This is a genomic window from Streptomyces aureus, assembly GCF_000725495.1.
GTDB classification, from domain to species: domain Bacteria; phylum Actinomycetota; class Actinomycetes; order Streptomycetales; family Streptomycetaceae; genus Streptomyces; species Streptomyces aureus_B.
The window spans coordinates 120050-141485 of sequence record NZ_JNZD01000025.1 but is presented as its reverse complement, the minus strand read 5'-3'; the positions used below and the strand labels follow the sequence as shown (position 1 = coordinate 141485).

Below are 21436 nucleotides of genomic sequence, written 5' to 3'. Positions count from 1 at the left end.
ACCCCCGAAAGGGACCCACGCGATGACCGTCTTCCGCATCGGCCCCGCCGTCGCCGACGCCTTCCCCGACACCCTGATCGCCGTCGTCACCGCCACCGGCCTGCGCGGCCACGAACCCTGGCCCGCCACCGACGCCGCCGTGGAGGACCTGGAGCGGCGGCTCGCAGACGGCACCTGGCATCCCGCCGACGAGAACGACCCGCGCATCGAGTCCTGGCACACCGCGTACCGAGCCTTCGGCACCAACCCGCGCCGTATCCGCCCCAGCGTCGACGCCCTCGGCCGCCGCCTCGCGAAGAAGGGCACCCTGCCGCGCATCAACCCCGCCGTCGACTCCTACAACGCCGTCTCCGTGCGCCACGGTCTGCCCGCCGGCGCCTTCGACCTCGACCACGTCACCGGCGACGTGGAGATCCGGCACGCGGACGGCGGCGAGCGGTTCACCCCGCTCGGCGAACCCGGCACCGTCGAGAACCCCAAGGCCGGCGAGATCATCTACATCGACACCACCGACGTCCTCACCCGGCACTGGAACCACCGCGACGCCCACCGCACGCGGGTCACCGAAGACTCCACCCGCGTGGCCTTCCTGCTGGAGACGGTCGATGCCACCCGTGACGAGCGGATCCTCACGACCGCCGCCGACGAACTGAGGGACCTGCTCACCCCGCACGCGGAGCAATCCACGGTGACCTACCTCGGCACCTGAGCCGGTTCACGCGGCCACGCCGGGTTTCGTTCCCTGGACAGTGACGGGACGAGTACTTCGCATCCGGCGCCACGATGTGCGGACGAGCGGGGCAGGGAACCCGAAAGGAAGAACCGCCCCAGCAGAAAGAACGCGTATGCCAGAGCAGCAAGGCCAGGCGGAAGGGGTCGACGCCCTCCAGGCGGAGATCGCGCAACTGAGGCACGCCGTCGTCTCGCACGCCGTCGTGGACCAGGCGATCGGAGTCGTCGTCACGTACGGCGGCGTGCCGCCCGAGGTGGCCTGGGAGGTCCTGCGGGAGATCTCGCAGCACACCAACACCAAGCTGCGCACGGTGGCGGAACAGCTCGTGCGGTGGCCGAGCGCTCTGTGGCTGCCCGCGGAGATCCGCGAGTGTCTGGACACCGCACTGAGCGTCCGCGGTCCCGCCCCGCACCGGTCGGTCCTGCGTGCCCCGGCCACCGGACACCCGCGGCCGGAAGCCTGCCACTCGGAATGAGCCGGTCCGGGTTCCGGTCCGGCACCTGATCGTCCGGGTGTTCAGCCGCGCAGGGTCTCGGAGGGATGGCAGCCATAGGCCGTGCGGTACAGGGCGGCGAAGCGCCCGGGATGGGCGAAGCCCCAGCGCGCGCCGATCTCGCCGACGGTGGATTCGCCCGGCTCCGCGGCCCGCAGATCGTGATGGGCGTGGGCGAGCCTGACCTCGCGCAGATGGGCGAGCGGCGTTGTCCTGAGCCGGCGGCGGAAGGCGTACCGGAGGGCCCGTACGGTGACATGAGCGGTGGCGGCGATGCCGGCGACGGTCAGCGGCTCGGCCGCGTGGTCGTCGATGTGGACGAGGGCCCGGCGCAGGGTGGCGGAGTGGGCGTCGCCCCGGTCCTGCGCGGTCTCCTCGGTGCGCGCCGTGCTGGGGAAGGCGGACAGCACACTGGCGGCCAGCAGTTGGCTGCTCGTCGAGGCGACGAGCAGCTGCGAGGCCACTTCGGGGTCGGCGAGGACGTGATCCCGTAGATAGAGGATGGTCCTCGTCAGATGGCGGGCGGCCGCGGGGGAGTGGGGCCGGTGGTCCGTCAGCCGGACGGGCTCACGTGGTGCCCCGTCCCCTGTGGCGACCTGTTCCAGCAGCGCGGGGTCCAGCATGGTGATGTTGTAGCGGGCGGAGCAGACGCGTCCCGCGTACGGAAGGTCGTGGGGTGCGAAGAGCACCATGTCGCCGGGGCCGAAGTCGTCGCGGACTCCGTGGAAGGTGTGGTCCCGGATCGTGCCGTCGTGCACCAGGCACAGGCAGATCCGCCCGAGCGGTGTCACCGCGTAGCTCATGTCGAAATCGAGGTCGAGTTCGTCGATGCTGACGGCCGGGACGACGTCGCGGCGGATGCGGGCCCGGACGGAGCCAGGTGTGGAGCTGCTCTGATGCGCATCCGGGCGTAGGCGCGGCTGAGGAAGTCCTCGGTCACGCCCAGGTCGTCGCTGTCGAACTCCAGCGAGTCCATCCGATCACCACCCCGGCTCGGTCCTGCGCTCGGCCTTGCCCGCGAGAAAGGTTCCCGGCGGCCGGGCTTGGCCCCGGACGCTGTCCGGACGCCCCAGAGCCGCGACAAGTACGCCAGCGCACATCGTGCTGCTGCGCCTTCTGGCCAGGCGGCCCCGTTCAGGTCACCGCGGGTCAGATGCCTGGGCCTGGGTGTGGAGGTGTTCGAGGGCGTCGAGGACGACCGTGCGCCGGTACCAGAAGCGCCAGGCGGCCAGGTCGGTGGCGAGCGCGCCGAGGGCGGTGCGCTGGGCCGCGTTCATCCATGAACCGGGCCGGTGCCGGTGAACCGTGATCACTCCCATGCACGAGCCGTCGCCGGTCAGCGCGGGCAGGGCGTAGACGGCGCTGCTTCCGGCCGCGAGGGCGGCCCGGCCCATCGCCGAGGTGCCCAGTACGGGGTCGGCGGCGATGTCGGGGACGAAGACGGGTTCGCCCGCTGCCCGGGCTTGTGCCGCGAGGGCGGGCGGGCCCGTCAGGAGGGCGACCTGGTCGTGGTAGGCGGCGTCCAGACCTGCGTGTCCCTCCAGGACGAGCGCGTCGTCGAGAGCCGCGTCGGTCAGATGGATCTCGGCGGCGTCCGCGGTGGTGAACGTCATCACGTCGTCGACGGCGCTCTCGATGACCGTGCGTCGGTCATCGTGTCCGCTCTCGCCGACGCCCAGAAGCGTCATGGCGGGCATCGGGGTGTGCCGTCGGCCCGGGAACCACGGTCCGTCCGCCCTGGGACGCGGAGCCGTGACGACGGCGGACGCGAGGATCCGCAGGGGGACGTTCAGATGCTGGGACGCGTCCCGCAGCAGGCCGAACGCCGCGTCGAGGTCCGGTAGGTCGTACCGCTCCCGCAGGATGCCCTGAGCCACGCCGATGATCGGACCCGTGCGGTTCTTGGCCCGGAGCCCGAACACCTCCTGGCGCAGTGCCGTGCGTCCCGACAGCGCGTCCTGCGGCTCGCGGGCGAGGGGACCCGCCGCGGCGCCGTCGGGGGACTCATCGGTCGTGGGCAGGGAGGCCAGCGCCGCGGCCAGGGTGGGGAAGCTGCGCAGACCGGCCGGTGGTGACAGCAGGAGCAGTTCACGAATGTGCGGGGCACCGACGACGGCCAGCACGGGGGTGGCGGTCAGATTGCGGGTGGCGAGGTCCAGGACCTGCAGGGCCGCCGCGCTGACGAGACGCAGACCGGTCAGGTCCAGCACCAGGCGCCGGCCGCTGTCACGACTGCGCCGGACACGTGCTTCCAGTTCTTGGCCGAAGACGTCGGCGGCGAGGGTGTCGAGCACTCCGGACAGGCAGAGAAGTTCGACGCGTTCGTCCGTCGGAGTCACCGTGAGCGCCATGCCGTACGGAAGGCTGGTCCCGGGCGGCGCCGGGGCGACGAGGGGTGGCTTGGGCATGACGGCCTCTCCTCTGGCAGCCGGCCGCTCCTTGACCGATTTGTACCTCCACATTGCCTCCCGTGCGCCCGGGGGTGCAATGCGCGGCCCGGCGTTCGGCAGCCGCCGGCGAGGATGTCATCCGGCGGCTCGGAGAGTCTTCGTCCCGGCCTGCTGGCGGGGATCCGATCCGCGGAGAGGTCATCGGGGCGAGCGCGTCATCCCGGCGAGTGCGTGGGCTCGCCGGACGGTGCGGTGCGATGGGCCTCGTCGTGGATGAGGAGCGAGAGGAGGGAGGCCACCGTCAGCCCCTGCCCCGCTTCGGTCGGATGGCGAAGGATCTTGGCGGGGTCGATCTGATAGCTGTTCCCGCGGCCCTGACGGATGTGCGAGAGGTAGCCGGCCTCTTCGAGATCCACGATGATCTTCTGCACCGCCCGATCGGTCAGCCGACACCGGGCGGCGATGTCTCGGACGCGCGCGCTCTGGTTGTCCGCGATGGCCGCGAGGACGCGGGCGTGGTTCGTGAGGAACGTCCAACCGTTATGTGACTCGGGTACCCCATCCATCCTGCGATTCTACGAGCGAACATACGCGTATCCAAAAACACGTACATCCGTTCACGTATCGGTTGACGTACGTTGCCTTCCTGGGGGAACGTTGGAAGCAGACCACGCGACGCACGCGGGAGCGAGCCATGCAGCAACCTACGTACCGAAGCCGGCGTGATCCGGCCCTGGTGACCGTGGAGGGCGACCTCGATCTTGCGTCGAGCCGTCGGGTCCGGGAGCGGCTGGGAACAGCCCTCGACGAGTCCGCCGGTGGTCTCCGGCTGGACCTGGGCGGGCTCGCCTTCTGTGACTGTGCCGGTCTGAACCTGCTGCTGGAGCTCCGGTGCCGGGCCCTGGACCAGGGCAAGACCTTCACCGTCCACGCCGTCGGCCCGGCGGTGGGGAGGCTGTTCGACCTCGTCGGAGTCCGTGAGTTGCTGTCGTCCCCTCCGCCGGGGCGCACCGATGCGCGACGCGCCGGCCGTGGGGCCGTACCTCCACGGGTGCCGGCGTCGCCGGAGGACGAAGACGGGGTGCGCCCCCGGCTTCTGGTCTCGTGTGTGTCCGAGCCCGCTTGAAGGAGTCCGCTCGAGAAGCATGGGAAACGCCGTGAAGCCACAAGACCCACACCTGCCGCAAAGGATGACGGTCACCTCCGCCAACTCCGGGGACGTCGTCGTACTGACCGTCTCGGGTGAGATCGACCAGGCCACCGTGCGCCCTCTCGTCGACGGACTGGATCTCGGCCCACTCGCGGGCCGGCCCCGAGTCGTCGTCGACCTGGAGCGGGTGTCGTTCATGGACTCGAGCGGCATCAACACCCTGCTCACCGCCCACCGTGGCTTCACCCGGGCTCAGGGCTGGCTACGCCTGGCCGGGGTTCCCGCCTCCGTGCACCGCACCCTGCGCGCCGTCGGTGTCGACGAAGTCATCCCCTCCTATGCCACCCTTCACGAAGCCCTCGCCGTCTGACCGTGGGCGTGGACGTACTCCAGAGCGTCCAGAACGACCGTCCTCCGGTACCACGAGTGCCACGCGGCCAGGTCCTCGGCGAGCGTCCGCAGGGCCGAGACCTGGACCTGGGTGAGCCAGGTGCCGGGTCGCGTGTTGTGCACGGTGATCGTGCCCACGCACTCCCCGTCCTCGGAGAGTGCGGGAACCGAGCACAGGCTGCGGCTTCCCGTGGCCGGCAGCATGCGGCCCTCGTCGCTCGCGACCAGGGCGGGGTCGGTCAGGACGTCCGCGACCTGCACCGGCTCGCCGCGCAGTCGGGCCCGACCGGGCACCGTTCGGGGGTCGTTCACCTGCGCCACGCGATCCCGGTAGGCGGCGTCGAGGCCCGAGTGGGCCTCCAGGACGAGGGAGTTGTGCATCGCCGGGTCGACCAGGTGGATCTCGGCGGCGTCCGCGTCGGCCACCGTGACGACCTCGTAGACGAGGGCGCGCAGCAACTGACCGCGGTCGAGAGCCTGTTGATCCCCCATGGCGAGCAGGTTCGAGGACGGCGGAGGCGCGGGCAGGCGGCCGGGAAACCATTCGGCCGACGGCGCGGTCGGGGCCGGGGCGGTCACGACGGCGGAGGCGAGGACCCGCAGGGGCACGTTGTGGTGCTGCGACGCCTGCCGCAGCAGATCGAAGGCGGCCTGGGAGTCGACGAGCCCGTAGCGCTCCAGCAGTATGCCCTGGGCCATGCCGATGACGGCGCCGGTACGGGCCTTGGCCCGCAGACCAAGGACTTCCTCCGACAGGACCTCGGACGTGTCCGTCGCCTCGACGGCGGTGGGGAGCGCGACGTCGGGCAGCGACGCCAGCGCGGCGTCGAGGGTGGCGCAGACGCGCAGACCGGGCGCGGGCGCGATGGAGAAGATCTCGCGCGCGTGCGGAGCGGCGACGACCACGAACACCGGTCGGTGGGAGAGGTGCCGGGTGTGGGTGTCCAGCACCTGGATACCCGCCGCGCTCAGCAGGCGCAGTCCCGTCAGATCGAGGATCAGACGGCGCTCGGGGGGAGTGCTCCCGAGGCGGCCCGCCAGTTCCCGGCCGAGTGCGGCGGCGCCCTCGGTGTCCAGGACACCCGACAGGCAGAGCACCTCCACCCGGTCGGTCACCTGCTGCACCATGAGCGACGTGTTCAGCTCCCGGCGGCCGGTGACCGGAGCTACCCGTTCTTCCCCAGCCATGCGGCCAGTCCTCTCCGAGGCTTTCGGCCGCTCCTGACCGTCGTTCCACCTTGCTCCGTCCCGAGCCGAAGGGCAAGGAGCGACGCCAACCGTGACCGCACGTCGCACACGGGAGGATTAAGGACCACGGAAACGGAACACTCGGAAGGCAGGCCGGCCGGCCTCCGTACGGGTCCGGCGCGGCCAGGGTTCCCCTGGTTCGGACCCATGTGCCGGGGGAACTGCCCATCTGCGGCCGTCCGGCCGGTGTCCGCGGCAGCCCTGTGGACGTGAGCGCCCCCGCGCCCGGCCGACGTGATGGCTCGAGCGAGACGAGGTGCTGCGCCCGTGTTCCGGCGATTCCTGCGCCTGAGGCGCGTCCTGTTCCACGTTCTCGCGTGCTCGCCCGCCCCGCGCCGGCACGTCCACGCGTGAACATCCACGGGTGAACGTGCCACCACCTTCACCCGTGAAGAGGCCGCGCGCCACCACCTCCACCTGAGAAGGGGCCCGCCGGAGTGTCTCCGGCGGGCCCCTGTCACGGGAGGCGGGGCGGTCAGAAGCCCCGGTTGCCCTCGTAGTAGCCGCCGATCTGCTCGTGGTAGCCGGCGTCCCCGACGTGCTTGTCCTTGTCGAACTCGGGGGAGTCCTTGATCTGGTCCTTGGTCAGGGCGACGTAGATCTTCCGCTCGTCGGCGTCGATCCGCTGCACGGTCCCGGCAGGCAGCAGAACGTGCTTGCCGAAGATCCATACGCCCGTGTCCACGACGAGATGGGCGGAGCCGACGTCGTCCGAGTGCTTGTCGACCTTTCCGATGCTGCCGTCGGTCGCCTCGACCTTGTACCCGGTCAGATCGGTGCCGGCGATGTGGCCGGTGGTCGGCTGGTAACCCCAGATGCTGTCACTCATGAGGAACGGCTCCCTTTCGCGCTGCATTGTCGCTCCACGGCTGCGCCGTGAAGTCCTTTTTGGCGTCAACGAATTCGGCGACGCCTCCTCGGACGACCGGGTGCCCTGATTCACTCGGACCCATGCATTGCTTTTTTGCTGTCCCCGGCGGGACGGGTATCCATTTCGGCCGCGCGGAAGCGATGACCGGTGACGTTTGAAGACGCAACGGCGGGCAACTCAATACAGCAGCGACACGAGAGAAGATGAGACGTCGTGACCAGGCGAACCGCAGAGAAACCCGTCCTCCGAGTGGCCAGGACCGGCTGGGCGAAGGCACGTCGCCTGCCCAGAGGCGCGCGCACCTGCGTCGCCGCCATCGCCGACGAGACCACCACACCCCTCACGCGCCCGAGCGCCGAAGGGAACGTCGTCAGAGGCGAGGACTAGAAATCACGCAGTTTTCCCGGTCCGTGGCCAACGAGTCGCGGACCGGCGGCATGAGTGGGTTTCCCCTGAGAACAAGGGGGCACTCAGGCGATGCGCTTGGGACCACAAGCGCTGTGGCCGAAAATGCGGGCCGCTTCCCCTGTAATCCACCAGGCGTCTCGAAAGGCTGCCTTGCCTCCCTTCATCTCGGTTTCCCTGCGGGAGACGAATCCATTTCCGTTAGCCTGTCTGATGCGCCGTGCCGTCATCATTTCCGAGGACTGCCCACCTTTCCCGCTCCGGCTGATCCCCCGTGGGGCCGAGGCGCAGTACCTCATGCTGGACCAGCTGATCTACAGCATCCTCGGCGCGGACGGATAGCCGGGGCGGGCCCGCTCATCGGCGGCCGCGGCGGTCGCGGTGGGTCAGCAGGTTCTGCACGCGGGAGAACGCGGCGGTGCGACGGTGGCGCAGGGCCGCCCGCGCGGCGTTGGCGCCGGGTGCGCCATGCACTCCGCCGCCCGGGTGCGCGGAGGCCGACGCGAGGTAGAGGCGGGGGACGGGTGTCTCCGGGCGGCCGGTGCCGGGGCCGGGCCGGAAGATCAGTTGCTGGTGCAGCGCCGTGGTCCCGCCGTTGATGGCACCGCCCCGCAGGTTGGCGTCCAGACTTTCCAGGGTGGGCGGGGCGAGGATGCGCCGGGCGCGGACGAGACCGCGGAAGCCGGGGGCGTACCGCTCGACTTGGGCCTCGACGCGATCGGCGAAGGCTTCCTGTTCCCGCCGGTCCCACGCGCCGGTCAGTCCGTCGTCTCCCGCGTCCCCCCGAACCGCCTGGGGTACGTGCGTGTAGGCCCAGGCGGACTCGGTGCCGCGGGGCGAGCGACTCGGGTCGGCGGTGGTCATCTGGCCGAAGAGGGCGAAGGGTTCGTCGGGGACGCGGCCCATGGCGATCTGGGAGGCGAACCGGGTGAGCGAGTCGACGCCGTCGGCCAGGTGGACGGTGCCCGCGTCCGCCGCTTCGGCGCAGGTCCAGGGCACCTTGCCGTTCAGGGCCCAGTCGACCTTGAAGGTGGCGAAGTCCCACTGGAAGCGCCCGAGGTCGTCCAACAGCCTTCGGGGCAGATGCTCCTCGGCCACCAGGGATCCGTACAGGGCGGGTGCGGAGACGTCGGCCAGGACCGCGCCGCGCGCCGGGACCGCGCGGCCGCCGGCCGTGCGGACGCCGACCGCCCGGCCCTCGCGCACGACGACCTCGGTGACACGCTGCCCGCACTGGACGGTGCCGCCGCGCCGCGTCAGCCGACGGGCCAGGGCGGCAGTGAGCGCACCGGATCCTCCGACGGGTACGGGGAAGCCGTACGTCTGGCCCAGCATGGACATGATCCACCCGAAGCCGCCGCTGCCCGCGGCCTCGGGGGCGAGGTCGGCGTGCAGGGCGTTGCCCGCGAGCAGGAGCCGGCCTCCCTCTCCGCTGAATTCCTCCTCGCCCAGCCGCCGGACCGGCAGCACCATGGTCCGGGCGAGTCTCAGCCCTCCCGCCGCGCGCAGCCGCAGGGCCAGCCTGGTTCCGGCGCGTACCGGCGGGAAGGGGGTGAACAGCGCGTCGAGGATGTCTGCCCGCACGGTGTCCCAGACCCGCCAGAGCTCCTTCCACGCCCGCCCGTCACCCGGTGCGAAGGCCTCCAGACTCCGGGCGGTCTCGTCCAGCCGGCGGCTGAGCACGGCGCACCGGCCGTCGGGCAAGGGGTGGGCGAGGACCTGGGGCGCGTGGCTCCACACCAGCCCTTCCTCCTCCAGTCGCAGCGCGGCGAGGACGGGAGAGGCCGCGGCCAGCGGATAGAACGCGCTGAAGAGGTCGCTGGTGAAATCGGGATCGACTCCGTGATCGTGCCGCACCGCGCCGCCCAGGGCCTCCTCGGCCTCCAGCACCTCCACGCTCCAGCCGGCGTCGGCCAGGACATTGGCCGCGACCAGCCCGTTGGGACCTGCCCCGATCACTACGGCGTCCGGCATGGTGTGCTCCCGGCTCGGTCGGTTGTGGGGTGGCGGTGCGCCGGCTCACGCGCTTCGCGGCGGCCCGACGCGTGCGCCGGACGGGGTTTCGCCCGCCTCGCACAGCCGGGCCAGACGCCGGAGCATCGCCCGGTGTCTCAGTTGCTGGGCCGCGTCCAGCAGACCGTTGTGCAGGGCGCCTCCCGGGCCGCGGAGGGGGTGCTCGTCGAGGATGAGCAGGGTGTGCTCGCCCCAGGGCCGCAGTTCCATCGCGATCCTCGCGGTTCCGAGCGCTCCGCTGTCGGCCTCCAGCTCCAGTACGCGGGCCGCTTCGCTGCGGCGCACGATGGTCCGGTTGCGCAGGGTGAGGGGGCCGATCCGTATCTCGTACCGAAGGGTCGCTCCGAGCTCCGGCCATCGCCCCTCGCCCGACCGGACGCGGGACGTGCCGACCACCCAGTGCTCGAAGCCTTCGGCGTCGGACAGGACGGCCCAGACGGCTTCAGGGGGTTTCCGGATCAGACGATGCCGTACGGCCATGCGAGCCTCCGCAGGTCGAAGTGCCACGTCCTTAGCGCGTTCCCATGGCCGGCCGAGTCACACACGCGGCGAAGAGGCGCACGAGATCGACTGAAATCTTCCGGTTCGGGAACTTGGCGTGAATGGCTACCGAACCGCAACCGCACCTCGTCCTGGCCTTCTCCACGGCCGGGGGCCTGTGGCTCCTCGTGGGGGTCGTCGTCATCGCCGTGATCCTCGCGGCGTTCCTCCTGGGCCACAGACGCACCGCCGAGCGCCACAAGTCCGCGTCGACCCCGTCACCGGCGCAGGTCGAGCAGGCGCGCAAGGCCATCGAGGACCCCCCTCAGCACGGCAAGGAGTGGAGCACGCCCGACGAGGACCCCGAACAGGGGCATCCCCACAGATGACCGAAGTGCCCTGCGTGCCCCGACTGACCGCGGTGTTTGCGGCCCCGCCCCAGGGGAAACCGGGGCCTGTGCTTCGGACCGGAGGCGCCCCCACCCGCTGCGTCGGCCCCTCCCGTCCGTTGCCGAAACGGAGCGGGTACGGCCGACGGACCTACGCCCCGAGGAGCCTGGTCCCATGCTGATGCCGCACCCCGCCACACTGCGCGCACTCGTGAGGAAGTACGAGGACCTCCTCGCGGAGCAGGAGGAACCCTCCGGTGAGCGCCTCCGCGACCTCGCGTACACCCTCTGCGTGTCCATGGGCACGCGCGAGGTCACCGACGCGCTGGCCGCCGCGCGCGTCTACCTGGACTCCCCGTCCGCGGCCACGGCCCGCATCTCCACCGCCCCCAAGGAACGTGGAACCGACCGGCCGTTGGCCGCCACCTGAGCGCTGCCCCGATCCCAGGTGCGCTCACGTCCCGGCCGAGGGAAGCGGTACGCCCGCTTGGGGTGCGACGGTCGCGATGGTTCGTGCCTGGGGGCCGAGCCATTCACAGACCAGGATCGTGGCGTCGTCCTGGAGTTGCTGGTCGTGGTGCTGCAGCAGCGCGCGGATCACACGGCGGAGGGTCTCGGGGACGGGGAGGCCGTCGCTGTGGTGGCGGACCAGGAAGTCGATGAATTGGGCGAGGCCGAACTCCTCGCCTCCGACGCGTGCTTCGGTGATGCCGTCGGTGTAGAGGACGAGCCGGTCGCCGGGTTCCAACTGCTCGTGGCAGGGCGTCGTGGGCAGATCGAGGTCGGTGCCCATGGGATGGGACGGCGGGCACTTCAGCAGGGTCGACCAGCGTCCGCCGCGGATCACGATCGGCGGCGGGTGGCCGCGGTTGATCCAGGTCAGGATGCCGCTGGTGGTGTTCAGGTCGGCGAGGACGCCGGTCACGTAGCGGCTGTGGCCGAACTGCCCCAGCAGAACGCTCTCGATGCGGTCACCGAGATGGTCCAGGGGAGTGCCCTGCCGGCGGTGGTTGCGGCAGGCCGCCACGGCGAGGTTGGCGGTGAGACCCGCGGAGGTGTCGTGGCCCATGGCGTCGAAGACCGAGAAGTGCACGGTGTCGCCGGCAATCGCGTAGTCGTAGGCGTCGCCGCCCACCTCGTAGGCGGGTTCCAGCACCGCGCTGATGATGACCCGGTCGTCCGCGTAGGTCCGCGGCGGCATCAGGGTCCATTGCATCTCGGCGGCGACGTTCATCGCCTTGACCCGGGTGAGGCGGGCGTGGGAGTCGCTGGTTCCCCTGCTGCTGACGACCAGCATGGCCACCAGCGACGCCAGCGTGAGCATGTCCTGGTGGCACTGGTCGTCGTCCACGGTGCTCGTCACGCGCAGCACGCCGAGTCGCTCGGTGCCGTCCAGGAGGGGTACCCACCAGTCGTGTGCGCCGGTCCGGCCGCCCGCGACGGCGATGATGTGCCCGTACTGGTAGGCGCGACCGGCGACCGTTCCCTCGACCGGAATCTCGGCCGGCGTCTCGCCCGTGTCCTGCGCGGCATCCGGTCCCCTGCCCGTGAGCAGGCGCAGCACGTCCCGCTGCAGGTCGCCGAGATAGATCCGTACGTCGTCGAAGCCGGCCTCCGAAGCGTGTTCGGCGACCTGGGAGGGCAGGCGCTCGAAGGACATCACGTGGCTGCTGACCAGCAGCCCCCTCAACATCGACAGCATGCCGTCGTCGCGCTGTGTCATCCCGGGCCTCCCTTCCTGACCAGGACGACTGGGTTCCGGCCGTCCACCCGACGAGTGCCCCGGGAGCGACCCGGGATGTCCGGTCCGCTCGTTCGAACCGATCCGGCCGGGGGTGCCGCCGCATCGGTCCACGGACCGTGCGGCGGTGGTCCCGACGATTTCCATGGTCCGAGGCCGGCTTGTGTCCGTCGACGGCGGGTACCGGAGGCGGTGCCCCCTGGAAAAGAGCAGATTGGAGATATTTCGTGGCTTCCGACTCCACGCCCCGCTACACCGTCCCGGGTCTCGCCGTGCAGGACGCCGCCTCGCTCATCGAGATGCTGCAGCAGCGGCTGAACTCGCTCAACGATCTCCACCTCACGCTCAAGCACGTCCACTGGAACGTGGTGGGCCCCCATTTCATCGCCGTGCACGAGATGCTCGACCCGCAGGTCGACCGCGTCCGGGCCATGGCGGACGACGTCGCCGAACGCCTCGCCGCGCTGGGAGGTGTCGCCTACGGCACTCCCGGCGTGCTGGTCGAGCAGCGCTCGTGGAAGGACTACAGCGTCGGCCGCGCCGACGCCATCGCCCATCTCGGCGCGCTCGACGTCGTGTACACAGGGCTCATCGAGGATCTGCGCGCCGCGGTGCGGACGGCGGGGGAGACCGATCCGGCCACCGAGGACCTGCTCATCGAGCAGCTGCGTGATCTCGAGCAGTTCCAGTGGTTCGTACGGGCGCACCTGGAGACCGCGGGGGGCACGCTCAGCACGGCCGACGCCCCCACCGAGGCGGCGGCCGCCCGGAAGGCCGCGGACCGCTGACGTCCCCGGCCGCGTCCCCGGGCGCCCGCCGGACGAACTCGGTCGCTGTGTCAGGGCGGTGCACGCCTCGTGCGTGCACCGCCCTGTCCGTGCCGCTGCCCGCGCCGCTCTTGTCCGTGAGCTCCCTGACGTTCCGCCCGTCGCTCAGGCGATGTTCGGCCGTCCGGGAACCGGCTCAAGCGCTGGTCGGCGGTCCGGGAACCGGCTCAAGCGCTGGTCGGCGGTCCGGGAACCGGCTCAAGCGCTGGTCGGCGGTCCGGGAACCCGCTGGTTGTAGCGTTGCGCCGCCCGGTCGTTGAGGGCACTGCCCAGCCGGCGGATCCTCTCCGTCCAGGTCGAGGCGGCACGGTCGATGCCGTGCCCCTGCTCGATATCGTGCCCCGCCCCGCCGACGGGAGGGTCCCCTTCCGGGGGTGGGGGCAGAAGCCGGGCCGCGAACCCACTGAGCCGGGTCACCACGCGCGGCGCCACCCCGTGCGCCACCCCCGCCGCGCGTGCCGCGGGGGTGAGGACCAGGCGGGTCCGGCGCTTCTCCAGAGCCCGTACGACGCGCTCCGCCGCGCGGTCGGCGTCCATCGAGACCACCGGTGCCCCCGACAGGGCGGAGAACCAGGCGAACTCCTCCGAGGACCGTCCGCCGAACTCGGCCTGAAGGTGCGAACCGGTGCGCATGAGCCCTGGATGGACCGTCGTCACGCTCAGATTTCCGCCCGCCGTCTCGGCCCGCAGCCCCTCGCCGAGCGCCCCCACGGCGGCCTTGGCACACGAGTAGGGCAGCAGATGCGGAACGGCGAGCTGACCGCCGACGGAACCGATGAGGCACAGCCGGCCCCCGGCCCCGCTCGCGCGCAGCCGGGTGAGCGCCGCCATCGCCGTGTTCACCGTGCCGCCGAAGATGGTGGCCATGGCGTCCTCGAAGGCCCCGCTGTCGAGCGAGGCCACGGGCGCCACCTGGATGACGCCCGCGTTGGCGACGACGATGTCCAGCCCGCCGTGCCGGTCGGCCGCATGCCTGACGGCCGACTCCACGGCGCGCCGGTCCCGGACGTCGCACACGGCGGTGGCCACGGCGGTGCCGGTCTTCTCCTCGATCCATGCGGCGCGGCGCAGTTCTTCCTCGTCGCGGCCCGCGACGGTGACCCGGCAGCCGCGCCGGGCCAGTCGTGCGGCCAGCAGCAGCCCCAGCCCTCGGGAGCCACCCGTGACGAGTGCGGAAAGACCGTCCAGATCCGACCGGCGTGAAGTCGGTGCCACTGTCATCACCTCGCTGGAACGCTTCGGATGTGGGGTGGGGCGCGTCGGACGCCAGGTGGGGCGCGCTCGCCTCAGGTCCGGCGGGAACTCCGCTCGGCTCGGGTCGGGCGGGAACTCCGCTGGGCTCAGGTCCGGCGGGAACCGCGCTCGGCTCAGGCCCTGCCGGACCCGCCGCTGTCGAACGAGCCACTGGAACCGGAGTCCCAGCGCGGACGGTCCTGCCGGTCGCTGCGCTTGCTGCCGGGGCCGCCGAGCTGGTGCGGAGTCAGGCGTTCGCCCTCGTTCGCGGCCCGGGGCACCTCGTTCGGCTCCCTGATCTCCGAGGTCTCGCGCACCGGCCCCGATTCGGGAAGCGACGGTTGCTCATGGGCCTTGGGCGGCGCGGGCTCGCCTCGGCGCATGCGAATTCCCAGGGGTACGGCCCAGATCAGACCCCCCGCTATCACGAGCCCGCCCACGAGGGCCCCGATCGTGCCGTACGCGACGTTCGAGAGCGCGATGTCCCAGTATCCGTGATTCATGGCGACCGGGTACCCACCCTCGCGATGGTCAACTGCCGGACAGCTCCTGAAAGACCGTGGCACATGGACGTCGCTCGGGGAAACAACGGGCGTCGTCCGGGACGACACCAAGGCCAGGCCGACGGAAAACGCGCGGCTCGTCGTTCCGTTCGCGCCCTTCCGGATACCCGGCCCGGCGCTCGGTGTTCCGGCCAGGAAGGGAATCCATGAGGCCGCACCGCGCATCGACACCCACCCGCTGGCGGCGCTGGCGTTCCCGGCCGCCGCTGCGCATCCCCTACGGCGCCGACGACGTCGGGAATGCCAGTCGCCCCTTCCGGCTCAACGGCGTCCTGCTCCTGTGGCTCGTTCCCGCCGTCGCGGACTGGGTGATGCACTGCCGCTCGGACATCGAGCACACCAGCGGGGTCCGGGAGTCCGCCGTGCACGCCCTGATGATGACCGAGGCGGGCATCCCGGTCGTCGCGGGCCTCACCGCCAAGATCAATCCGCTCGTCCTGTCCCTGATGGGCAGCGCGGCCCTGGCGCACGGAGCCACCGTGCTGTGGGAGGTCTCGCTGGCCACCCACAAGCGCGAGGTGCGTCCCGTCGAGCAGCACATCCACAGCTTCCTGGAGGTGCTGCCCGTGACGGCGGCGGCGTTCACGGCCTGCCTGCACCGGGACCAGGTGCGCCGGGCGTTCCGGAGCGGTGGCCGCCCGACTGGAAGCTGGTGCCCAAGGACGGGCCGCTGTCGGCCGGTTACCTCACGGCGATCGCCGCGGGAGTCGGCCTCTGCGTCGCCCTGCCGTACGCCGAGGAGATGGCTCGCTGCGTCCGGGCCCGCCGCGACGTCGACGAGGACACGCCCATACATGCGTGAGAGGTGGCAGGGCAGCAGGGGTGAGGAGCGTCGGGCCGGCTGTGTCCTTGGTGGCGCTCGTCTTCGGGAGGGGCCTTTGAAGGGGGGCATGAGAAGGTGAAGGGGCCGCACAACTGCCTATCCGCAGGACCAGGTTGGGGCGCGGCCTGTGGCATGAGAAGCGGGGCCCGCGGAGTTCCGCGGGCCCGTTCCTGGCTGCTGTTGAGGGTCAGATGCGGCGGTGGTTCTGGTAGGCGGAGTTGACGTCGTCCGAGTGCTTGTCGACCTTGCCGATGCTGCCGTCGGTCGCCTCGACCTCTGGGGCTGTCATGCCTTGGCGAGTACGACGGTGGCGACGATGCGTTTGCCGGGCGGCGTCGCCTCGATGGTGATGCTCTGGGCGAGGGCGGTGACGATCTCCAGGCCGTGTTGTCCGATCCGCCCGGGGTCGGGGGCTTTCACGGAGGGAGGCAGGGGGTTGCTGTCCCACAGCTCTATGCGCAGGGTGCTGCCGGTGACGTGCAGTTCCAGGAGGGCCGGGCCGGGCGCGTATTTGCGTGCGTTGGTGACCAGTTCGCTCACGATCAGCTGGACGATCTCCACGGTCGAGTCTGTCACCGGGATGTCGTGTGTGTCGCGCACCGTGGAGAGGAAGGACACGGCGAGGTGGCGGGCCTGCGCGATAGGGGAGCCGTCCACGTCCACGGACAGGTAGGCCTTCATTGACGAAGGTGCCTCCACTTGCTTGCCTGTGGTGTCCTTGGATGATCGATCCATCTCCGCCCGCTTCCACGTTCTCGCCGTGTACCCCGCCCGGCACCGCCCACGCACCCTCCGGGACGTTACCTGTGGCACAGCCACAGAGACACATTGTCCGTAGGATGCGGTTCTTGAGGGGCCTTCACCTCGAAGGCGATGACCGTGCGCGACGAGACTTGCTGAAGGGCGCGTGGCAGACATTCACCATCCGGCGGGACCACCTGCGCGCCTGTCGATCACGCAGACCACCGTTGACGGAACCCGTGTCCTGGCCGTGGCCGGCGCACTCGATGCCGACAACGTCGGCACACTGCGCCAGGCACTGCGCTTGGGGGAGGAGAGCGCGTCGGCGCTGACGGTACTGGACCTGGGCGCGGTAACTTTCATGGACTCCAGTGCCATCAACGTCCTGGTCGCGGCGAACCGTGACGCCAGCGCGGCGGGCGGCCGGCTCCGGATGGCGGCCCTGAGTGGGCCGGTCCAACGGGTCGTCGAAATCGTCGGCCTCGACACGATCATCCCCTGCTACCCGACCCTCGCCCAGGCCCTCACGACCTGACCGGGCCCACCATCACCTCGCTGCGCCGAAACTGGCCCTCGACCGCGAGCGCTCGGCTGTCACCAGCCGGGCAAGTCTCGCGACAGGGCTGCTGCGTCGGGACGCCGGACGGCCCGCCCATGATGCCGGTTCTGTTTCCCGCGGGAGACTCCACCTGGTACTTCGGCTCTAGGTCGTGACCGTCTGGGCCGGCTCTCTCACGAGCCGTCCGATTGCCCCAGTCGTCGCGGAGACGGGCCTGCCGGCGATCGACCACGCACGTCGATGCACTGGCGCCGACGCCCAGCGTGGTGCCGGAGTGACGGCCGGTGCCGCCGGTGAAGTCCGCCGATCGGAGTGCTGGCAGGGGCCCGCGCCATCACCATGGATCACCCGAATAAGCGTTATAGGCGCTCATGGTCTTGTTTGTGTAGTTTCCTGCCGGTTACACGAATTAAGGCCAAGAGAGGTCGGAGGCGAGATGATCACTCAGAGGCAGATTGCCGGCGTGTTGGACCACCCGGTGTATGACACCAACGGAATCAGACTTGGCGAGACCAGACAGCTCTTCCTCGACGATGCGAGCGGCGAGCCTGAATGGGTCAGCGTCGAGACCGGTCTCGTCGGGGCCGGCGAGTCCCTCGTGCCCGCTCGCGGGGCGACCGTGGTGTGTGGCCACCTAGAGGTTCCCTACACCAGGGCCACCGTCGACGACGCGCCCTACGTCGACGTCGACGCCGGTGGCTTTCTTGTGGTGGACGAGGAGCACCGCCTCTACGAGCACTACGGCATCGCCCGGAGCGGAGGACGTGGCTGGCAGCAGGTCCTCACCAAAAAACTCAGCGATCATCCGCCGGAGCCAAGATGCGACCCTGGAGCTGATCCTTGTCGCGACACTCCTTGATCATTGTGGAGTGTTGTCGGCGAGGCGGGGATGCGAGCGCAGACTGGAGCTCACGGCCGAGTACTGGCGCCTTCCAGCGGCGGACGGGTTCGTACTGCACGGTGTGGGGAGCTGTTCCTACTGGGTGGTGAGCATGCCTGCTCGGAGTTTGGTGAGGGTGCGGCCCAGGAGGCGGGAGACGTGCATCTGGGAGATACCGAGGTGTTCGCCGATCTGGGCTTGGGTGCATTCGTCGACGAACCGCATGTGGATGATGCGGCGTTCGCGCTCGTCGAGGGACGCGATCATGGGGGCGAGGGCCTGGAAGTCTTCGACGAGTTCGAGAGCGTGGTCGTCGGCGCCGATGAAGTCGGCGAGCGCTGCCTCGCCTTCGCTGTCAGCGCTGATGGCCGCGTCGAGGGATGAGGAGACATAGCCGTTGGAGGCCAGACGGGCTTCGTCCACCTGCTCTTCGGTCAGGTTCATGAGCTGCGAGAGTTCCTGGACGCTGGGGGTACGGCCGAGACGGCTGCGCAGCTCCTCCGTTGCCTTCGCGAGTTCCACACGTGCTTCCTGCAGTCGGCGCGGGACGTGGACGGCCCAGGAGGTGTCGCGGAAGAAGCGTTTGATCTCACCGACGATGTAAGGGATGGCGAAGGAGGTGAACTCGACTTCTCGGGTGAGGTCGAACCGGTCGATGGCCTTGATCAGTCCGATCGTGCCGACCTGGACGACATCATCCATCTCCCCGCTGCCGCGGTTGCGGAAGCGGGATGCGGCGAACCTGACCAGGGAGACGTTCATCTCGATGAGGGTGTTGCGCGCGTAGTGGTACTCATGGGTGCCCTCTTCGAGAACGGCGAGCTGGTTCAGGAAGAGCCGGGTCAACTCCCGGGCGTCTTTGGGCGTGACTGCTGCTGGATTCGCGATGTCCGGCAGTGCCGCGATCTCCGCCGCTTCGGCGGCGGTCTCCTTGTGCGTCGTCGTGGTCGCCGGCATGGCGAGTCCCTCCCCAATCGTCCGACCCCCGTCGGTACCGGCTGCCAAGCCCGGCCAGTGCTGCGTACCCCACCTCGAAAACAGCATGCGTGTCAGGCTCGAGCAGTCGGTGCCGTACGGCATGCGCGCCAGGGCCGCGCCAGGTGTCCTGTGTTGGAGAAACGGTTCGCTACGCTGCGGCGGCAAGGTCGATGTCGGCAGTGATGCGTTCCGACCATGGTGGGCTCGACTGTCACGGCCAGGGCGAGGGCGGTGACGATTTCCAGGCCGTGCTGGCCGATCCGCTGAGGGTCCGGGGCTTTCGCCGACGGTGCCACGGGGTTGCTGCCCCTCTGCACGGAGACCCTCGTGCAATCTTTGCGGCCTCGGAAGCCCTGCCTGGGCGACGTCGAGCGGTACGCGCCCGGCGAACCCCGATTCCCCAGGACTGGAGTTTGGCGCCGCCCCTGGGCGGGCACCCGCCGGTGCGACTGCCTCAGGACGTTCGCTGGTGCGCCTGCGTCCGACGAACAAGCCAGGCGAGGGCAGACCGATTCTTTTTCTACAGTTCATACGGAGCCATGTAGCGGCGACGCGTCGTTGATCTTCACGGAGCGAGACAACCGTGGGGAAAGAGTTCGGGCGGCTCACCATGAAAAGGAGGTAGCGGGTGGCTGAGCCGCTGCGCTCTGGTCCAGACCGAGACCACCACACCGACGACCCCGCGGCGCCCCCCAACCCGCAGCTACCGCGAGGGGGCGAGGTCGTGCCTTTGTTAGACAAGGTGAACAGACAAGAGCAGGACGGTGTGTCTCAAACGGTAGAACAGGCTGTGGGGATTGTGATGGCTCTCGGCCGTCTGCGCGCAGACGAGGCGCGACCTGTTCTGGGAGAAGTCTCCCAGCGTGCCCACATCCCACTGCGCCGCATAGCCGAACTCCTCTCGGCCTGGGTGGCCAGCGGTGAACTGAACCTCGGCATCCGTATCGCCCTTGAGGAAGCCATCCGCCGCCAGTCACGCGTGGCTCGCCCGGTCGGGCCAGTGGCTGAATAGGGCCCTGCGCGTGGGGCTCGCCCCGGGCTCGGCAGCGGTCGTCGTAGCTGCGGGAGGCGGGGTCGTGCAGAGCGGCGAACCTCGGTCGGCTCAGCTTCGGTGCTCTGCGCAGTTGCACATCGGGAGGCACGGTCCGGCTCGGATGTCCGTCGGTGGGCGGCCGAGCCGGAACCGCGTGCCGTTGACCGCAGTGAGGCCCCTGGGTCGGTTCACATCGAGTAGATCCGCAGTGAGGGTCGAACTCTTGGTGGCTTTGATCGCCTCTCCGGCACCCTTGGGACCATGCCCGGGCGGCGGCCCCGCCACCCTTCACTCCGCCACGGACGCGCCGGCAACTTCGCGGTCGCCGAGCCGTTCAGTTGGCCCGGAGAGTTCTGACTCCGTGGGCCTCGAAGTCGTAGATGTTCTGGTTGATGCGCAGGCCGTCGACGGCGCCGGCCCACAGGTTGTCGCGTCCCTTGCCCACGGCGGCGGTGTAGATGGTGGGAGCCGGGCCGCCGTCGTTGAGAGCGGTCTTCAACTGGGTGAAGGTGCACGGAGTGCTCTGGTTGCAGCCGGTCGTGGTGCCCGCATTGCCTGTGAGGAACCACTGGCCGGTCGTAGTGGCGTCCAGGTAGGGGCTCCAGCGGTCGGTCACGGGGGCGGCGGGCGGCAGCCACACCATCGAGGAGTAGGTGGTGGCCGGGGCTGCGGTGAGGTTCGGGTTGATCTCGAACTTGATGTTCGGCATGTTCCCCGGACCGCCGTGAGAGGTGTTCTCACCGGTCTGGAAGACGTGGAAACCGACCTTGTTCAGTCCCAGTACCGGGTTGCCGTAGAAGTCGACCTCGTTGCCGAAGTCGACCTTCTCACTGGGCGGAGTGAGGGAGGTGGAGTTGTCCGCCACCTCGATGCCGAGGCTGCCCGTTCCGTAGGGCGGCCTCGCGGAGGGGCCGGTGACGCCGAAGGACCCGAACGGGCCGTTCCTCAGGGCGGCGACAGGCGAGCCGATCGTGTTGCGGGTGATCACGCCCCAATGATCCGAGCCGGCCTGGTTTCCGGCTGCGGAGGGCGTTGCTGACCCTGGGACAGCCGAGACAGCGATCGCGGCCAGTGCTGTGACTCCCAGCGCGATTTTCCGCTTCACGCCAAAGAGAGCTTCCACGTCCTGCTCCTATTCCTTGGGATTGATCGGAGCGCAGAACAAGAACCTGAGCCAGGTCCCTGTCTACTTCATGTCACCCAAACACTCTCCGTAACTACAGATGTCACGACGCGCTGGCATATGCCGCGATTGGCTCTTTAGTGGAACGGTCTCGGAAACCGTTCGCATCGATAAGCCGTTCTACCTGCCACACCACGAATGGACGTGGCCTGTAGCCGCCGGCCCAGTCCGTGACGGCCAGTCACCTGCACAGACACGCATGGCCACGCTTTTGGGGGTCTCAGCGGGAGCGTTCCCCATCTGCCCCCATTGCGATGAGAGCGTCACAGGCACTCACCCGGACTCCGTTGCGCAGCTCGCCCAGTCCTGTGAC

The 21436-nt window shown here is 69.9% G+C and carries 25 protein-coding genes and 2 pseudogenes; 12 read left to right on the top strand and 15 right to left on the bottom strand.

Annotated elements, in window-relative coordinates; translation table 11 throughout:
- Positions 1-22: 22 nt before the first annotated feature.
- Together IO36_RS27380 and IO36_RS27375 are read left to right on the top strand one after the other, a co-directional pair.
- Entirely contained in the window at positions 23-709 is a 687-nt protein-coding gene (locus tag IO36_RS27380) for a B3/B4 domain-containing protein (RefSeq protein ID WP_037623639.1), read from the top strand.
- Positions 710-845: 136 nt separating this feature from the next.
- Positions 846-1208 (top strand): ANTAR domain-containing protein, encoded by a 363-nt coding sequence (locus IO36_RS27375; RefSeq protein ID WP_037623638.1) that lies wholly within the window; start codon positions 846-848, stop codon positions 1206-1208.
- Positions 1209-1249: 41 nt separating this feature from the next.
- On the opposite strand, the gene IO36_RS27370 is transcribed toward IO36_RS27375, so the two are convergent.
- The 3 genes from IO36_RS27370 to IO36_RS27360 all read right to left on the bottom strand — a co-directional run bounded on the left by IO36_RS27370 (position 1250) and on the right by IO36_RS27360 (position 4182).
- Complete coding sequence (locus IO36_RS27370; RefSeq protein ID WP_245173511.1) at positions 1250-2029, bottom strand: helix-turn-helix transcriptional regulator; 780 nt, start codon at positions 2027-2029, stop codon at positions 1250-1252.
- Positions 2030-2365: 336 nt separating this feature from the next.
- A complete protein-coding gene (locus IO36_RS27365) occupies positions 2366-3634 on the bottom strand; it encodes an ANTAR domain-containing protein (protein WP_051900992.1) in 1269 nt (422 codons plus the stop codon).
- A gap of 197 nt (positions 3635-3831) precedes the next feature.
- The gene (locus tag IO36_RS27360) at positions 3832-4182 is read right to left on the bottom strand and encodes a helix-turn-helix transcriptional regulator (protein ID WP_037623637.1); all 351 of its coding nucleotides are present in this window, start codon (positions 4180-4182) and stop codon (positions 3832-3834) included.
- A gap of 128 nt (positions 4183-4310) precedes the next feature.
- Between IO36_RS27360 and IO36_RS27355 the strand changes: the two genes are divergently transcribed.
- A complete protein-coding gene (locus IO36_RS27355; protein WP_078943466.1) occupies positions 4311-4742 on the top strand; it encodes an STAS domain-containing protein in 432 nt (143 codons plus the stop codon).
- Between the two features lie 19 nt (positions 4743-4761).
- A complete protein-coding gene (locus IO36_RS27350) occupies positions 4762-5136 on the top strand; it encodes an STAS domain-containing protein (RefSeq protein ID WP_078943465.1) in 375 nt (124 codons plus the stop codon).
- On the opposite strand, the gene IO36_RS27345 is transcribed toward IO36_RS27350, so the two are convergent.
- Positions 5115-6344 (bottom strand): ANTAR domain-containing protein, encoded by a 1230-nt coding sequence (locus IO36_RS27345; RefSeq protein ID WP_051900988.1) that lies wholly within the window; start codon positions 6342-6344, stop codon positions 5115-5117. The two genes, IO36_RS27350 and IO36_RS27345, sit on opposite strands and share 22 nt — an antisense overlap.
- Before the next feature lie 535 nt (positions 6345-6879).
- Positions 6880-7233 (bottom strand): PRC-barrel domain-containing protein, encoded by a 354-nt coding sequence (locus IO36_RS27340; RefSeq protein WP_037623636.1) that lies wholly within the window; start codon positions 7231-7233, stop codon positions 6880-6882.
- 660 nt (positions 7234-7893) lie between these two features.
- On the opposite strand from IO36_RS27340, the gene IO36_RS49020 reads away from it, so the two are divergent.
- Positions 7894-8022: a hypothetical protein gene (locus tag IO36_RS49020; protein WP_280923758.1), complete on the top strand. Its 129-nt coding sequence runs from the start codon at positions 7894-7896 to the stop codon at positions 8020-8022.
- Between the two features lie 15 nt (positions 8023-8037).
- Here IO36_RS49020 and IO36_RS27335 read toward each other — a convergent pair whose 3' ends face one another.
- Positions 8038-9654: a phytoene desaturase family protein gene (locus IO36_RS27335; RefSeq protein WP_209441274.1), complete on the bottom strand. Its 1617-nt coding sequence runs from the start codon at positions 9652-9654 to the stop codon at positions 8038-8040.
- A 45-nt stretch (positions 9655-9699) separates the two neighbouring features.
- Entirely contained in the window at positions 9700-10173 is a 474-nt protein-coding gene (locus IO36_RS27330; protein WP_037623635.1) for an SRPBCC family protein, read from the bottom strand.
- Between the two features lie 122 nt (positions 10174-10295).
- Here IO36_RS27330 and IO36_RS27325 point away from each other — a divergent pair, with 122 nt between their 5' ends.
- Positions 10296-10562 (top strand): DUF6479 family protein, encoded by a 267-nt coding sequence (locus IO36_RS27325; RefSeq protein WP_037623634.1) that lies wholly within the window; start codon positions 10296-10298, stop codon positions 10560-10562.
- Between the two features lie 175 nt (positions 10563-10737).
- Positions 10738-10992, top strand: a complete 255-nt coding sequence (locus IO36_RS27320) for a DUF5133 domain-containing protein (RefSeq protein WP_037623633.1) — start codon at positions 10738-10740, stop codon at positions 10990-10992.
- A gap of 24 nt (positions 10993-11016) precedes the next feature.
- Here the strand turns inward: IO36_RS27320 and IO36_RS27315 are convergent, their stop codons facing one another.
- Positions 11017-12285 (bottom strand): PP2C family protein-serine/threonine phosphatase, encoded by a 1269-nt coding sequence (locus IO36_RS27315; protein WP_245173510.1) that lies wholly within the window; start codon positions 12283-12285, stop codon positions 11017-11019.
- 245 nt (positions 12286-12530) lie between these two features.
- Here IO36_RS27315 and dps point away from each other — a divergent pair, with 245 nt between their 5' ends.
- Positions 12531-13091 (top strand): DNA starvation/stationary phase protection protein Dps, encoded by a 561-nt coding sequence (dps, locus tag IO36_RS27310; RefSeq protein ID WP_037623632.1) that lies wholly within the window; start codon positions 12531-12533, stop codon positions 13089-13091.
- A 237-nt stretch (positions 13092-13328) separates the two neighbouring features.
- Here the strand turns inward: dps and IO36_RS27305 are convergent, their stop codons facing one another.
- Together IO36_RS27305 and IO36_RS27300 are read right to left on the bottom strand one after the other, a co-directional pair.
- Positions 13329-14345: an SDR family NAD(P)-dependent oxidoreductase gene (locus IO36_RS27305; RefSeq protein WP_245173508.1), complete on the bottom strand. Its 1017-nt coding sequence runs from the start codon at positions 14343-14345 to the stop codon at positions 13329-13331.
- A 152-nt stretch (positions 14346-14497) separates the two neighbouring features.
- A complete protein-coding gene (locus IO36_RS27300; RefSeq protein ID WP_037623630.1) occupies positions 14498-14866 on the bottom strand; it encodes a DUF6479 family protein in 369 nt (122 codons plus the stop codon).
- 206 nt (positions 14867-15072) lie between these two features.
- Here IO36_RS27300 and IO36_RS27295 point away from each other — a divergent pair, with 206 nt between their 5' ends.
- A complete protein-coding gene (locus tag IO36_RS27295; protein WP_342455131.1) occupies positions 15073-15828 on the top strand; it encodes a diguanylate cyclase in 756 nt (251 codons plus the stop codon).
- A gap of 129 nt (positions 15829-15957) precedes the next feature.
- Here the strand turns inward: IO36_RS27295 and IO36_RS46195 are convergent.
- Both IO36_RS46195 and IO36_RS27290 read right to left on the bottom strand, forming a co-directional pair.
- A pseudogene (locus tag IO36_RS46195) lies at positions 15958-16038 on the bottom strand (PRC-barrel domain containing protein); the annotation flags it as partial.
- Entirely contained in the window at positions 16035-16430 is a 396-nt protein-coding gene (locus IO36_RS27290) for an ATP-binding protein (protein ID WP_051900987.1), read from the bottom strand. The pseudogene IO36_RS46195 and the gene IO36_RS27290, both read right to left, overlap by 4 nt.
- Positions 16431-16656: 226 nt before the next feature.
- Here IO36_RS27290 and IO36_RS27285 point away from each other — a divergent pair, with 226 nt between their 5' ends.
- Entirely contained in the window at positions 16657-17025 is a 369-nt protein-coding gene (locus tag IO36_RS27285; RefSeq protein ID WP_037623628.1) for an STAS domain-containing protein, read from the top strand.
- Between the two features lie 460 nt (positions 17026-17485).
- Positions 17486-17908: a PRC-barrel domain-containing protein gene (locus IO36_RS27280; protein WP_051900986.1), complete on the top strand. Its 423-nt coding sequence runs from the start codon at positions 17486-17488 to the stop codon at positions 17906-17908.
- Positions 17909-18025: 117 nt separating this feature from the next.
- Here the strand turns inward: IO36_RS27280 and IO36_RS27275 are convergent, their stop codons facing one another.
- Positions 18026-18886 (bottom strand): RNA polymerase sigma factor SigF, encoded by an 861-nt coding sequence (locus tag IO36_RS27275; RefSeq protein ID WP_037623627.1) that lies wholly within the window; start codon positions 18884-18886, stop codon positions 18026-18028.
- Between the two features lie 649 nt (positions 18887-19535).
- Between IO36_RS27275 and IO36_RS49220 the strand changes: the two genes are divergently transcribed.
- Positions 19536-19919 carry an ANTAR domain-containing protein gene (locus tag IO36_RS49220; protein ID WP_342455130.1) on the top strand — a complete coding sequence of 128 codons (384 nt, stop codon included), beginning with the start codon at positions 19536-19538 and terminating at the stop codon, positions 19917-19919.
- On the opposite strand, the pseudogene IO36_RS48405 reads toward IO36_RS49220, so the two are convergent.
- Positions 19900-20034: pseudogene (locus tag IO36_RS48405) on the bottom strand (IS110 family transposase); the annotation flags it as partial. The gene IO36_RS49220 and the pseudogene IO36_RS48405 overlap by 20 nt on opposite strands.
- A gap of 240 nt (positions 20035-20274) precedes the next feature.
- Positions 20275-20928, bottom strand: coding sequence for a hypothetical protein (locus tag IO36_RS27270; RefSeq protein WP_245173507.1), 654 nt, complete (start codon positions 20926-20928; stop codon positions 20275-20277).
- Between the last annotated feature and the right edge of the window lie 508 nt (positions 20929-21436).